The sequence below is a fragment of the Mesorhizobium sp. M7A.F.Ca.US.011.01.1.1 genome (genome assembly GCF_003998295.1).
GTDB lineage: Bacteria > Pseudomonadota > Alphaproteobacteria > Rhizobiales > Rhizobiaceae > Mesorhizobium.
In genome coordinates this window covers 107,291-120,669 of the sequence record NZ_RZRT01000014.1, presented here as the reverse complement: position 1 = coordinate 120,669, position 13,379 = coordinate 107,291, and the positions used below count along the sequence as shown (strand labels likewise).

The 13,379-nt window shown below is 62.6% G+C and carries 13 protein-coding genes; 10 read left to right on the top strand and 3 right to left on the bottom strand.

Annotated elements, in window-relative coordinates; translation table 11 throughout:
• Positions 1 to 144: 144 nt before the first annotated feature.
• Complete coding sequence (locus EOA13_RS16405; RefSeq protein ID WP_127294076.1) at positions 145 to 1,074, bottom strand: PhnD/SsuA/transferrin family substrate-binding protein; 930 nt, start codon at positions 1,072 to 1,074, stop codon at positions 145 to 147.
• A 175-nt stretch (positions 1,075 to 1,249) separates the two neighbouring features.
• Between EOA13_RS16405 and EOA13_RS16400 the strand changes: the two genes are divergently transcribed.
• From EOA13_RS16400 to EOA13_RS16360, 9 genes are all read left to right on the top strand, one after another.
• Positions 1,250 to 2,491, top strand: coding sequence for a phosphopentomutase (locus tag EOA13_RS16400; RefSeq protein ID WP_127294074.1), 1,242 nt, complete (start codon positions 1,250 to 1,252; stop codon positions 2,489 to 2,491).
• Positions 2,484 to 3,374, top strand: a complete 891-nt coding sequence (gene mutM, locus EOA13_RS16395; protein WP_023811384.1) for a bifunctional DNA-formamidopyrimidine glycosylase/DNA-(apurinic or apyrimidinic site) lyase — start codon at positions 2,484 to 2,486, stop codon at positions 3,372 to 3,374. The genes EOA13_RS16400 and mutM overlap by 8 nt, the downstream gene beginning before the upstream one ends.
• Before the next feature lie 133 nt (positions 3,375 to 3,507).
• Complete coding sequence (locus EOA13_RS16390) at positions 3,508 to 4,281, top strand: enoyl-CoA hydratase (RefSeq protein WP_127294072.1); 774 nt, start codon at positions 3,508 to 3,510, stop codon at positions 4,279 to 4,281.
• Between the two features lie 182 nt (positions 4,282 to 4,463).
• Positions 4,464 to 4,730, top strand: a complete 267-nt coding sequence (gene rpsT / locus EOA13_RS16385; RefSeq protein WP_013533694.1) for a 30S ribosomal protein S20 — start codon at positions 4,464 to 4,466, stop codon at positions 4,728 to 4,730.
• A 923-nt stretch (positions 4,731 to 5,653) separates the two neighbouring features.
• Positions 5,654 to 7,129: a chromosomal replication initiator protein DnaA gene (gene dnaA / locus EOA13_RS16380; RefSeq protein ID WP_245490396.1), complete on the top strand. Its 1,476-nt coding sequence runs from the start codon at positions 5,654 to 5,656 to the stop codon at positions 7,127 to 7,129.
• Between the two features lie 304 nt (positions 7,130 to 7,433).
• Complete coding sequence (gene dnaN, locus EOA13_RS16375; RefSeq protein ID WP_023811387.1) at positions 7,434 to 8,552, top strand: DNA polymerase III subunit beta; 1,119 nt, start codon at positions 7,434 to 7,436, stop codon at positions 8,550 to 8,552.
• 184 nt (positions 8,553 to 8,736) lie between these two features.
• Positions 8,737 to 9,882, top strand: coding sequence for a DNA replication/repair protein RecF (gene recF, locus EOA13_RS16370; RefSeq protein ID WP_127294068.1), 1,146 nt, complete (start codon positions 8,737 to 8,739; stop codon positions 9,880 to 9,882).
• 31 nt (positions 9,883 to 9,913) lie between these two features.
• Positions 9,914 to 10,669, top strand: a complete 756-nt coding sequence (locus EOA13_RS16365) for a molybdopterin-synthase adenylyltransferase MoeB (RefSeq protein WP_127294066.1) — start codon at positions 9,914 to 9,916, stop codon at positions 10,667 to 10,669.
• Between the two features lie 4 nt (positions 10,670 to 10,673).
• Positions 10,674 to 11,153, top strand: a complete 480-nt coding sequence (locus EOA13_RS16360; protein ID WP_127294064.1) for a GNAT family N-acetyltransferase — start codon at positions 10,674 to 10,676, stop codon at positions 11,151 to 11,153.
• 33 nt (positions 11,154 to 11,186) lie between these two features.
• Here the strand turns inward: EOA13_RS16360 and EOA13_RS16355 are convergent, their stop codons facing one another.
• Positions 11,187 to 12,188, bottom strand: coding sequence for a D-glycerate dehydrogenase (locus tag EOA13_RS16355; RefSeq protein WP_023811391.1), 1,002 nt, complete (start codon positions 12,186 to 12,188; stop codon positions 11,187 to 11,189).
• A gap of 219 nt (positions 12,189 to 12,407) precedes the next feature.
• Here EOA13_RS16355 and EOA13_RS16350 point away from each other — a divergent pair, with 219 nt between their 5' ends.
• On the top strand, positions 12,408 to 12,968 hold the full coding sequence (locus EOA13_RS16350; RefSeq protein WP_127294062.1) for an SH3 domain-containing protein: 561 nt from the start codon (positions 12,408 to 12,410) through the stop codon (positions 12,966 to 12,968).
• Here EOA13_RS16350 and EOA13_RS16345 read toward each other — a convergent pair.
• On the bottom strand, positions 12,958 to 13,374 hold the full coding sequence (locus tag EOA13_RS16345; protein ID WP_127294060.1) for a DUF4260 domain-containing protein: 417 nt from the start codon (positions 13,372 to 13,374) through the stop codon (positions 12,958 to 12,960). The two genes, EOA13_RS16350 and EOA13_RS16345, sit on opposite strands and share 11 nt — an antisense overlap.
• Positions 13,375 to 13,379 lie beyond the last annotated feature (5 nt).

Here is a 13,379-nt window from a genome sequence, read left to right as displayed (position 1 = left end):
CTGCCAAGCGAACAGTCGAAACCGTCTGTGACGCCATCGGCCAAATCCTCGGCACCGTCACATCAACCGAATGCCGAAATTACTTCACAGAGGCAGGCTATGCCCAACCTAAATTCATCCCGCTCTAGTCCCTGCGCAGGGCCGCTACTGCTGCGGCTCACGGTCCGAAACGAAGCGCACGATAGCAGCGGCCATCTCGTAGTCTTTTGGTGCAACGGTGGCGAAGCCGCCGGGATGCTTCGACTCCAGAAGGTCGTAGATATCAGGCGTCGTCGACTTGAGGTTGGTGAGGAACACGGTGAGCCGGCGCTTGGCTTCGGGGTCGAGATCGCTGCGGACCGCGTGCGGGCCATATCTCAGCAGACCCGACGTCCACACGACACGAAGGGCCGTCACCGAGAGCCCTGCCGCTTCCAACCTGGCCTGCGTGCCCGACGGTTCTCGCGGGCCGTCGGCAGCGGCCGTCACCCAGCCGAACAGGCCATCGGCCTTGCCGTCGACCAGCATCGTCTCGGCCGCCGCGGCCGAATCTGCACGGGCCAGAAACGGTGCATCTTCCGCGATCTTGCGGCCTTCCGCGGCCAACGCCGCCAATGGCAGGAGAGAACCGCCGACGCTGTCCGAAGGCGCCATGGCGATACGATGGCGGTCCATCGCCGCAAGGTCGGGCAGCTTGCCGTCCCGCGTCAGCAGAACGGAACGGATGCCGATCGCGCCGTCTGAATCGACCGGAGCGACAAGCGGTTCGATACATAAGCAGCGCTGCGAGGCCGTTGCATAGGCGGTGGCCGAATAGATCGCATATTCGATGCGGGAATCGGCCTGCGCCTCGATCAGCGCGGCATAATTGCGGGCAACGACAAACTCGACCTTCATGCCCAATGCTTTGGTGTAGGCGTCGGTCAACACAGCCAGCCCCGGAACGGCGTTGCCGGCACCTGGCTCGGCAACGATGCCTATGCGAAACGTGCCGATATCATCGCGCCAGTCGGCATGCGCCGGGTTGGACCAGAGCCCGACGAGCGCGCCTGGCCCCAGCAACAGAGCGGCATATGTCTTTAACGCAACCCTCATGACAGAACCGCCGTCTGTTTTCCCGGATCGATGCTCAGATCGTCATTCCCAAACCGCTGCGCACTTTTTGGGCGATATGCACTGATTATCACGCCTGCCCGTTGCCGTTTGGTTTCCGAATTGCCAATGAAGTCGCGGAACCCTATGTCTGGTCAGTCAAACTGGCAACAACTCGATGGCGCGCGCTTTCCTCTTCGTCCTGGATTCCTTCGGCATCGGCGGCGCGGCCGACGCCGACCGCTACGGTGACGCCGGCGCCAACACATTCGCGCACATCGCAGAGGCCTGTGCGGAGGGCCGTGCGGATCGCGAAGGGTTTCGTAGTGGACCGCTGTTTGTCCCTCACATGGCCTCGCTCGGGCTTGGCAAGGCTGCCGAAACCGCGACGGGACTGGGGTTTGCCAACAGCGGGGCGGATATGCTCCCAACTGCCTTTCACGGCGCCGCACAGGAGGTTTCGAGCGGCAAGGATACGCCATCCGGCCATTGGGAAATCGCCGGCCTGCCGGTGCGCCTCGACTGGGGCTATTTCCCGGATACGGTTCCGGCCTTTCCGGCCGAACTGACCGAGGCGATCATCCGTGAAGGCAAGGTGCCGGGCATTCTCGGCAATTGCCATGCGCCGGGCACCGAGATCATCGAGCGCTTCGGTGAGGAGCACATCCGGACCGGCAAGCCGATCTGCTACACGTCGGTCGACTCGGTCCTGCAAATCGCCGCGCATGAAGTCCATTTCGGCCTCGACCGGCTTTATGAATTCTGCCAGGTGGTGCGCAGGCTGGTTGACCCGCTGAGGATTGGACGGGTGATCGCGCGGCCGTTCGTCGGCGAAACCACCGCCACTTTCGAGCGGACATACAACCGTCATGACTACGCCGTGCCCCCGCCGGAACCGACCCTGCTCGACCGGCTGACGGCGCGTGGCAGCCGTGTCATCGCCGTCGGCAAGATCGGCGACATCTTCGCCCATCGCGGAATTTCGCAAGTGCGCAAGGCGGCAGGCAACATGGCGATGTTCGACGAGGCGCTGGGTGCGATCGATGATGCCGGCGACGGTGACCTCGTCTTCGCCAATTTCGTCGACTTCGACACCGAATTCGGTCACCGCCGCGATGTCGCAGGCTATGCTGCCGCGCTCGAGGCCTTCGACCTGCGGCTGCCGGAGGCATTTGCGAGGCTGCGGCAGGGCGATCTTCTCATCCTGACGGCCGACCACGGCAACGACCCGACCTGGGGCGGGACCGATCACACGCGCGAGCGCATTCCGGTGATCGGCACTGGACCGGGTCTCAAGGGCGGCGACATCGGACTGAGAACGACATTCGCCGACATCGGCGAGACCGTGGCCGAGCATCTCGGGCTGGCGCCCGGACGCTACGGCACTTCTTTCTATACGGCGATCGGCGGTCATGCCTGAATTGCCGGAGGTCGAAACCGTCCGGCGCGGACTGCAGCCGGTTCTGGAAGGCGCCACGATCGCCCGCGTCGAGGCGCGCCGACCGGATCTGCGCTTTCCATTTCCCGAGAAATTCGCGCAGCGGCTGACCGGCAAGACGATCACGGCACTCGGCCGCCGGGCCAAGTATCTGACGATGGACCTGGAAGGCGGGCCCGTGCTGATCTGCCATCTCGGCATGTCGGGCTCATTCCGCGTCGAGACGGCCGATGGCAGCGACATGCCCGGCATCTTCCGGCACGACCGCTCGAAAAGCTCCAATCACGACCACGTCGTCTTCCATGTCGAGTCTCCAACCGGTGCCCGGTCCCGCGTGATCTTCAATGATCCGCGCCGTTTCGGCTTCATGTTGTTTGCGGAGGGACTGCCGGACGTTCATCCGATGCTGGCTGGACTTGGCGTCGAGCCAACGGGCAACACATTGGACGGTGCGCTGCTCGCCTCATTGATGAAGGGGCGGCGATCACCGCTGAAGGCAGCGCTTCTCGACCAGAGGCTGATCGCCGGGCTCGGCAACATCTATGTGTCGGAGGCGTTGTGGCGTGCCGGCCTGTCGCCGCTGCGCGAGGCGGGCACGATCGCCAGGCCCGGAAAGAAAGCCCAAGCCCAAAGCGAACACCTCGCGCAAGCCATTCGTTCGGTGATATCGGATGCGATCGCAGCCGGCGGCTCCTCACTGCGGGACTATATGCAGACCGATGGGTCGCTGGGCTATTTCCAGCACGCCTTCGCCGTCTACGACCGCGAAGGCGAGGCCTGCTCCAAGCCCGGCTGCGGCGGCCACATCGAACGGATCGTGCAGAGCGGCCGATCGACCTTTTACTGCCGGACATGTCAGCGGTGAGTTGGAGCAATTCCAGGAAAAGTGTGAAACGGTTTTCCGTCAGAATTGCGTCGAGACAAGGAGATGGGAGCGGTTCTGCGTTTCCGTGAAACGATGAACCGCTCCAGGCGAGCGTGAGCAAGGAGAAGCAGCCATGGCCTATGAGACGATCATCACCGAGACGCACGGCAAGGTTGGGCTGATCACGCTGAACAGGCCGCAGGCGCTCAACGCGCTGAATTCGCAGATTCTGACCGAAGTGGTGGCAGCCGTGAACGGGTTCAGCGCCGATCCAGGTATCGGCGCCATGGTCATCACGGGTTCCGAAAAAGCTTTCGCCGCCGGCGCCGATATCAAGGAGATGCAGTCCATCTCCTACGCGGACGCCTACGCCCAAGACTTCTTCGTCGGCTGGGAGGAACTGACGCGGGCGCGAAAGCCTATTATCGCGGCGGTGGCGGGCTATGCACTCGGCGGCGGCTGCGAGCTGGCGATGATGTGCGATTTCATTATCGCCGCCGACACGGCCAAATTCGGCCAGCCCGAGATCACCCTCGGCGTCATTCCAGGCATGGGCGGGTCACAAAGGCTGACCCGCTTCGTCGGCAAGTCGAAAGCGATGGACATGTGCCTGACCGGGCGGATGATGGATGCCGCCGAGGCCGAGCGTTCTGGCCTGGTGTCGCGGGTCGTGCCTGCCGGCGAGCTTGTCGAGGAGGCGCTGAAGGCCGCAGCCAAGATCGCCGCTTTCTCGCTACCATCGGTGATGATGGCGAAGGAGGCTGTCAACCGCGCCTTCGAGACGACGCTTGCCGAGGGATTGCGGTTCGAGCGCCGGCTGTTTCACTCGCTGTTTGCACTGGACGATCAGAAGGAAGGCATGGCGGCCTTTGCCGAGAAGCGGAAGCCGAATTTCACCAACCGCTGACGCCAATCCCTTGGCCGCGAAGAAGATGGCTGTTGGCCGCCAAAAAGAAGGCCAGGCAGCGTTGACGCGCCGGAAAAGCTGAACTATAAGCCGCACCAACCGAGGCGGCCCCGTGGCTGCCCGTTTGTTCTTTGCGCCCTGCGGCATCCCGCATGCGCCGACCAGATCAGAAGAGAGGCATCATGGCCAATACATCCTCGGCCAAAAAGGCAACGCGCAAGATCGTCCGCCGCGCAGCGATCAACAAGAACCGCCGCTCGCGCGTCCGCACCTATATCCGCCAGGTCGAAGAGGCGCTTGCCTCCGGCGACAAGGCTGCCGCACAGGCCGCCTTCAAGATCGCGGAGCCGGAATTGATGCGCGCCGCGACCAAGGGCGTAATTCACAAGAACACGGCGTCCCGCAAGGTGTCGCGACTGGCTCAGCGGGTCAAGGTACTGTCGGCCTGACATTACTTGCCTAGACTGACGTTCTTCGAACCCGGCCGTTTGTGCCGGGTTTTTTCGTTTGCCGGCAAGCACTTAAAAAGAATGTCCGGAAACGCCGTCTTGTGCGGATTTCACAATTGGGAATAGTTTGCCGGCATATGCATGCCTGCTGTTGATCGGCATGCTTGAAAACGGCCGGCCTAATGATTCTTAGCTGTCAGAAATAGCTGATATTTTTCAGTTACTTACTGAGGGTGATCCACAGCTTGTCCACACCGGACCGACCCGATCGGGGACAAGTCGCTGTCAAGCGAATTATTTCAGAATATTTCTCTCAGCGTCCGGTTTTTCATATTCGCCGGAAAAGGGTTTGAATCACAATGGCTTTGTTAAAATGTGCCGTCGCGGCACCCCACTCGAACCCGCCTCCAGTAACCAGATTCCTTAAAAATCCGTTAGACGTGGCCTTGCCCTATCCACAGCGATTTCGGTAGTGTCGGTCTATCGAAAGGGACGGGCTCTGGCTCTCAACCAAAGCCTGAATCGGCCAGCTTAAATTGGCGGGATTTGCAACGCGGATCAAGTCCGCGGAGGGGTTTGGTTTGTCTTTTTCGATACGGTAGGGGACTGGCGTAACTAGACATGGCAGGTAGACGGCGCGCCGGCGCTCTTTTCGCCGGACGGTGTTGTATTGCCCTGACATACCCAACGCGGACTGGCTTCCATGGGCCGGCACCGGTTCCCTCGGATAATGGGCGACGTTCATCTGCCGGCGGCGGCGCGGACATCGTAGCAAAGACTTAGGTCGCCGGAACCGGATGCAGGAGGCGCATCCCCGGTGGAAACAGGTACGGAAGGACAAGGAAAAGATCATGCAGAGCGGCATCGAAAGGGAGCTTACGGGCGACCTCCCATTTCCTGGAACTTTGATCGGAGCAAACGACATGGCGGTGTCCAGCGACGCGGAACAGAAATTCGACCGGGTCAAAACCCAGTTGAAGGCGCGCCTGGGAACCGAAGTCTATTCGAGCTGGTTTGGCCGCATGAAGGTCGCCGAGGCTTCCAAGGGCATTGTCCGCATCTCGGTGCCTACTGCCTTCCTGCGCTCATGGATAAACGGCCACTATCTCGACCTCATCTCCGAGCTGTGGAAGCAGGAGGATCCCGATCTCCTCAAGATCGACATCGTCGTGCGCACGGCAACCCGTCAGGGACGCAGCCAGGCCGAGCCAGAGGTAACGCCAGCACGCAGCAAGGTGACACGGCAGACGCAGACGGCGCTTGCCGCCGGCACAGTCAGCCCCAGCCGGGTGGAGCGCGCACCGGCTCCGCGTCCGGGCACACCGATCGAGAGCGAATTCCGCCACAACGTTCTGGGATCACCGCTCGATCCGCGCTACACGTTCGGCTCTTTCATCGAGGGACCGTCGAACCGGGTGGCCTTCGCCGCCGCCAAGGCGGTGGCGGAATCGCAATCGAGCGCGGTGCGCTTCAATCCGCTTTTCCTTCACGCAACCGTCGGGCTCGGCAAGACACATTTGCTGCAGGCCATCGCCGCGGAATCGCTGAAGCAGAACCCCAAGTCGCGCGTCGTCTATCTCACGGCCGAGTATTTCATGTGGCGCTTTGCCACCGCGATCCGCGACAACAACGCACTGACGCTCAAGGAGCAGCTGCGCGACATCGACCTGCTCATCATCGACGACATGCAGTTCCTGCAGGGCAAGTCGATCCAGCATGAATTCTGCCATCTGATCAACATGCTGCTCGACAGCGCGAAGCAGGTCGTCGTCGCTGCCGACCGGCCACCATCGGAACTGGAATCGCTCGAACCGCGGGTTCGTTCGCGCCTCAATGGCGGTGTCGCGCTTGAAATGTCGGCGCCCGATTTCGCCATGCGCCTCGGCATGCTCAAATTGCGCCTTGCCACGGCCAGGGGCGACGACGCATCGCTCGACATTTCGGAGGAGATCCTCAATCACGTCGCCCGCACCGTGACCGGCAGCGGACGCGAGCTGGAAGGCGCCTTCAATCAGCTTTTGTTCCGTCAATCCTTCGAGCCGCAGATCACCATCGACCGGATCGACGAAATCCTCGGCCACATCTATCGGACCGGCGAGCCGAAGCGTGTCCGTATCGAGGACATCCAGCGCATCGTGGCGCGTCACTACAATGTGTCGAAGACCGAATTGCTGTCCAACCGGCGCACGCGCACCATCGTCAAGCCGCGGCAGGTCGCCATGTACCTGTCGAAGGTGATGACGCCGCGCTCGCTGCCTGAGATCGGACGTCGTTTCGGTGGCCGCGATCACACCACGGTGCTGCATGCCGTGCGCAAGATCGAGGACCTTTCCGGCAACGACAACACGCTGGCGCAGGAACTTGAGCTTCTGAGGCGGTTGATCAACGACCAGGCCTGATCCTCCGGGGATGGCCGAGCCGGAACAATACCGGAATTCAATGGCTTGCCAGTGCGGCGCTGGGCCTGGATCGGGCTCGTGGCGCCGCCTGGAAGCGATCTGGATTTCGGTTTTACGACACTGGCTCGCGGACTTCGGGCGCGTTATCCCCAGAAAGCCCGCGTAGCCGGCCTGAACCGGTGGCGCGGGCTTGCGTTCGCTGGTTTTTTCCTGTCAGTTTACGCAGATTCTGAGCCTGTTCAGACCTTTCGCGGGACGCCGCTCACTGGTGACCCGTCATTCATTCAAGCGAGCCTGTTTCGTCATGCGTGTTATCCTGGAACGGTCAAATCTCCTGAAATCGCTCAACCACGTCCATCGTGTGGTCGAGCGGCGAAACACCATACCGATCCTGTCCAACGTGCTGCTCAGCGCCGAGGGCGCCAGCCTTGAAATGAAGGCGACCGATCTCGACCTCGAGGTGACCGAAGCGACGCCCGCCAAGGTGGAGCGCGGCGGGGCGACGACGGTCCCGGCACATCTGCTCTACGACATCGTGCGCAAGCTCGCCGATGGCGCCGAGGTGATGCTGAAGACGGACGAGGACGGCAACGCCATGACGGTGACGTCTGGCCGATCGAGCTTCCGCCTTCAGTGCCTGCCGCAATCCGACTTCCCGGAGCTCTCGGCCGGATCATTCTCGCATATCTTCCGTCTCGACTCGGTTGCCCTGAAAGGCCTGATCGAGAAGACCCAATTCGCCATCTCCACCGAGGAGACACGCTATTACCTGAACGGCATCTACCTGCACACGCATGAGGTCGGCGGCAAGCTGAAGCTGCGCTCGGTGGCGACCGACGGCCACCGCCTGGCGCGCGCCGAGATCGATGCGCCAGCGGGTTCCGAAGGCATGCCGGGCATCATCATTCCGCGCAAGACGGTGAGCGAGCTGCAGAAGCTCGTCGACGATCCGGATGTCGCGGTCACCACCGAACTGTCGGACACCAAGATCCGCTTCACCATCGGCAGCGTGGTTTTGACCTCGAAGCTGATCGACGGCACCTTCCCCGATTATCAGCGGGTCATTCCGACCGGCAACGACAAGAAGCTCATCATCGACCGCCAGAGCTTTGCCGCCGCCGTCGATCGCGTCTCGACCATCTCTTCCGAACGCGGTCGCGCGGTGAAGCTGTCGATCAGCGAGGGTCAGGTGACGCTTGCGGTCAACAATCCGGATTCAGGCAGCGCCACCGAAGAACTGTCCGCCGACTATTCATCCGATCCGATCGAGATCGGCTTCAACGCCAAGTACCTGCTCGACGTTGCCGCGCAGCTGACCGGCACGGAGGCCAAGTTCATGCTGGCGGATGCCGGTTCGCCGACGCTGATCCACGACATGGCCGACGAGACCGCACTTTATGTGCTGATGCCGATGCGGGTGTAGCGGCGCGGTGTCAGCACTTCGGTCCTGTCGTGGACCGACGGCAAGCGCGATATTTACGGCGACTTCTAGAGCAATTCCAGGAAAGATGTGAAGCGGTTTTCCGTCCGGAATTGCGTCAAAACAAAGAGATAGAGCAGTTCTGCGTTTCCGTGAAACGATGGGTCGCTCTATAGGCGGATAGCGGTTGCCGGCACAGAACCATATAAGTAAGTTAACACTTACTAACTTCCGCAACTACGCGGCGCTGACGATCGATCTGGCGCCAGGTGCCGTGGTTTTTTCCGGCGACAACGGCGCCGGCAAGACCAATCTCCTCGAAGCGATCTCCTTTTTGACACCAGGGCGTGGCTTGCGCCGCGCCCCTTACGCGGATGTCGCCCGCGAGGGCGGCGACGGCGGCTTTGCATTGCATGCCCGGCTCGACGGACCTGACGGCCAGGTCGAGATCGGAACAGGCATTTCCGGCGGCGACACCGCCGGCGAAGGCGGCAGGCGGGTGCGCATCAATGGAGCTCCGGCGCGTTCGGCCGAGGACATGCTGGAATGGCTGCGCGTGGTGTGGCTGACGCCGGCCATGGACGCGTTGTTCACCGGGCCGGCCGCGGATCGCCGTCGTTTTCTCGACCGGCTGGTGCTGGCGATCGATCCCGGCCACGGGCAACGTGCGATCGACTACGAGAAGGCGATGCGCGGTCGTAATCGCCTGCTTACTGAAGGCTCTCGAGACGACCGCTGGTTCGACGCAATCGAGACGCAGATGGCCGAAACCGGTGTGGCGATCGCCGCAGCGCGGGCCGAAATGGTGCGCCTTCTGACCGCCATGATCGACAGGCTGCCCGACACAGGACCATTTCCGCAGGCCGATATCGGCCTTTCGGGAGACTTGGAAGCCGAAATTGCGACCGCGCCGGCAGTCGATGTCGAGGAGCGCTTCCGCCGGACCCTTGTCGAGGGTCGTGACCGCGATCGCGCTGCCGGGCGCACGCTCGAGGGCCCGCATCGTTCGGACCTGATGGTTCGGCACCGCCCCAAGGCGATGCCGGCCGAGCTTTGCTCGACAGGCGAGCAAAAGGCGCTGCTGGTCGGCATCGTGCTGTCGCATGCAAGGCTGACCGGCGAAATGTCGGGCATGACGCCGATCCTGCTGCTCGACGAGATCGCCGCGCATCTCGACAGCCGGCGCCGCACGGCGCTGTTTTCCATCCTGGAGGAACTGAACTGCCAGGCGTTCATGACAGGAACCGATGCTGCGCTGTTTTCCAGTCTCCAGGGACGCGCGCAATTCCTGACTGTCGACCATGGGACGGTTGGGCCAACCGAAGACCCCTGACAAGGTTTTTCAGTCCCTGTATGATCAGGCAATGACCACTGCCGCCCTGACCGCAGACGAGATCGAACGCTATGCCCGCCACATCGTGCTGCCGGAGATCGGCGGAGCCGGCCAGCAAAGGCTGAAACAGGCCCGGGTGCTGGTTATCGGCGCTGGCGGGCTGGGCGCGCCGGTGCTTGAATATCTCGCCGCCGCCGGCGTCGGCACGCTCGGCGTGGTCGATGACGACACCGTTTCGCTGTCCAATCTGCAGCGCCAGGTCATTCACGGCACCGACACTGTCGGCCTGCTGAAAACCGATAGCGCCAAGGCGGCAATCGCTCGCATCAATCCCAACACAATTGTTGAAGCGCACGCAATCCGGCTGACCACGGACAACGCGCCCACCCTCGTCGCCCGCTATGACATCGTCGTCGACGGCTCCGACAATTTCGAAACGCGCTATGCCGTGGCCGATGCCTGCGCGAGCGAAGGCAAGCCGCTGGTGCATGCCGCCGTCGGACGCTTCGACGGCTCCGTCACGGTGCTGAAGCCATTCGAAGACGGCAAGGACGGCAAGCCCAACCCGGGCTACCGCGATCTGTTTCCCGAGCCGCCGCCGCCGGGCTTGGTGCCGTCCTGCGCCGAAGCCGGCGTGCTTGGCGCGCTGACCGGCGTCGTCGGCACGCTGCAGGCCATGGAGGCGATCAAGCTGATCACCGGCGTCGGCGAACCGCTGGTCGGCCGGCTGCTGCTCTATGATGGGCTGGCGGCGCGCTTCGACACCATCCGCTACAAGAGAAGCTGAATTCTTGGACCGGATCGAAGCTGTCTCCACCGCGCGGATCCCGACCGATTTCGACCGCTGGGACGATGTGCTCGCATTGATCATGCGTGCCTTCGCCTCGATGGACGGCGTCATCGACCCGCCCTCCTCGGCCCACCTTTTGACCGCCGACACTCTGCGGGACAAGGCGCGGTGGGAGACCGGCTTCGTCGCGCTCAAGGGCGATCGGATCGTCGGCTGCGTCTTTGCCCTCGAGAGGGCGGCGGACCTTTATGTCGGCAAGCTCGCGGTCGCGCCGGACCGCCAGGGACAAGGTATTGGCCGGCGGCTGATGCAGGCGGTCGAAGACCTTGCCCGCAGCCGAGGCAAGGCGGCAATCGAGCTTCAGACGCGGATCGAGCTGACCGGGAATCATGCGGCCTTTGCTCGCCTCGGCTTTCGCGAAACTGAACGGACGGCGCACGAGGGCTATGTCAGGCCGACCTCGATCAAAGCTATCCCGTAAGGTTTATCTTACGGTTTGTGGGCCGCGACAGCGTCAGGTCCTGAGCGGCAGCACCCGATCCGGCGGGCGGTGGCCGTCGACGAAGGCGCGGATATTGATGATGACCTTCTCGCCCATGTCGATGCGGCCCTCGAGCGTCGCCGAGCCCATATGCGGCAAAAGCACGACCTTGTTCTTGGCGGCGAGCTTCAGCAGCTTGCTGTTCAAGGCCGGCTCATGCTCGTAGACATCGAGCCCGGCGCCGGCGATCTTGCCGTCCTGAATCAGCTTGACCAGCGCTTCCTCGTCGATGATGTCGCCACGTGCGGTGTTGACGACATAGGCAGTCGGCTGCAGCAGCGCCAGCCGCCGCGCTGAAAGCAGATGGAAGGTTGCCGGCGTCGAGGGACAGTTGACCGAGATGATATCCATGCGGGCCAGCATCTGGTCGAGGCTTTCCCAATAGGTCGCCTCCAGCCCGTCCTCCACGGCCGGCAGCACGCGGTGGCGGTTGTGGTAGTGGATCGACAGGCCGAAGGCCTTGGCCCGTCTGGCGACGGCGGTGCCGATTCGCCCCATGCCGACAATGCCGAGCCGCTTGCCCCAGATGCGCCGGCCCAGCATCCAGGTCGGCGACCAGCCGGCCCATTTCTTGTCACCGGTGAGCACATTGGCGCCTTCCGCCAGCCGCCGCGGCACCGCCAGCATCAGCGCCATGGTCATGTCGGCGGTGTCCTCGGTCAGGACATTCGGCGTGTTGGTGACGGTGATGCCCCTCTTGGCCGCGGCCGCGACATCGATCTTGTCGACGCCATTGCCAAAATTCGCGATCAGTTTGAGGTTGTCGCCGGCCTGGGCGATCAGTGCGGCGTCGATCTGGTCGGTTACCGTCGGCACCAGCACGTCGGCCTCCTTGACCGCCGCGACCAGTTCCGGCTGCGTCATCGGCCGGTCCTCGACATTCAGCCTTGCGTCGAACAACTCGCGCATGCGGGTCTCGACGGGGTCGGGCAGCTTTCGCGTGATGACGACGAGAGGCTTCTTTTTGCCTGCCATTGTTTCCCTCTCGAGTACTTGCCGCAATTCCGAACGCAAAACCGCTTCACACTTTTGCTGGAATTGCTTCTAACCCGATCTCGTTGAGACCTCTTTAACCAAGACCGGCGAAACTGAAAGCCGGTCGCGGTGCCGATTACTCCCTGTAACAAGCGGTGCCGCCGAAGACAAAGAAAAAGGGGCGCCGAGGCCGATGGGCAAGCGCCGAAAGGAATGAAAGTGTCTGGTTTCGCGTCGCTTCGCCTGATTGTCAGCGCAGCATTTCTCGGCGCTCTGCTTTATTCTCCGCTTGCGGGCGCGCAGAGCGCCGCTGCACCTGCCCAGGGCGTCGTCACGCTTGGTCCGAGTGGCCTGCCGCTGCCGCGCTTCGTCAGCCTGAAATCCGGCCGCGTCAACTCGCGCGTCGGTCCCGGGGCCAACTACTCGGTCGACTGGATGTATATGAAGGCCGGCCTGCCGATGGAGATCATCCAGGAATTCGACACATGGCGCCGCGTGCGCGATGCCGATGGTTCGGAAGGCTGGATCAACCAGTCGCTGCTTTCCGGCCGACGCACGGCAATCGTCGCACCATGGCAGCGCGGCAAGGGCGCCCAGATCGACCTTCTCAACAGTCCCGACAAGGACGCAAGAGTGGTCGCGATGATTGAACCTGGCGTCATGGGTACGATCAAATCCTGCGACGGCCAGTGGTGCGAAATGACGTTCGACGGCCACACCGGCTGGCTTGCCCAGTCGGTTGTCTGGGGCGCCTATCCCGGCGAACGGGTCAAGGACTGATTCTTTCACCCGTTGACCGCGACCTTTCGAAGGTTCGCGGTCGTGGTTTAGCCCCGATGCGGCCGAGATGGGTGTCCTGAAAGCCGGTCGACAGCTTCAGGCCGTAGCCCAGTGCTCGGTTGATGGCGATGTGGGCGATCCATATCAGCGCAACCGCCATTGCGGCCGCATTGCCCCACATGTGCCCGCCGAGCAGCAGCAGCACGGGCACGATCAGTATGTGCAAGGCGTTGTAGGCAAGGGCACCGACGCGTGGACCCGCCAGATAGCCTGATATCGACAGGTCCGGCGCCAGGATAAGCAATCCAAAGAGCCACAAGGACATACCGGTTGAGCCGTAGAAAACAACGGCTGCCACCGCCATGATTGCCCATTCAAGCCGGATGGCGAGATCGAGGCGTTTCATCCCTG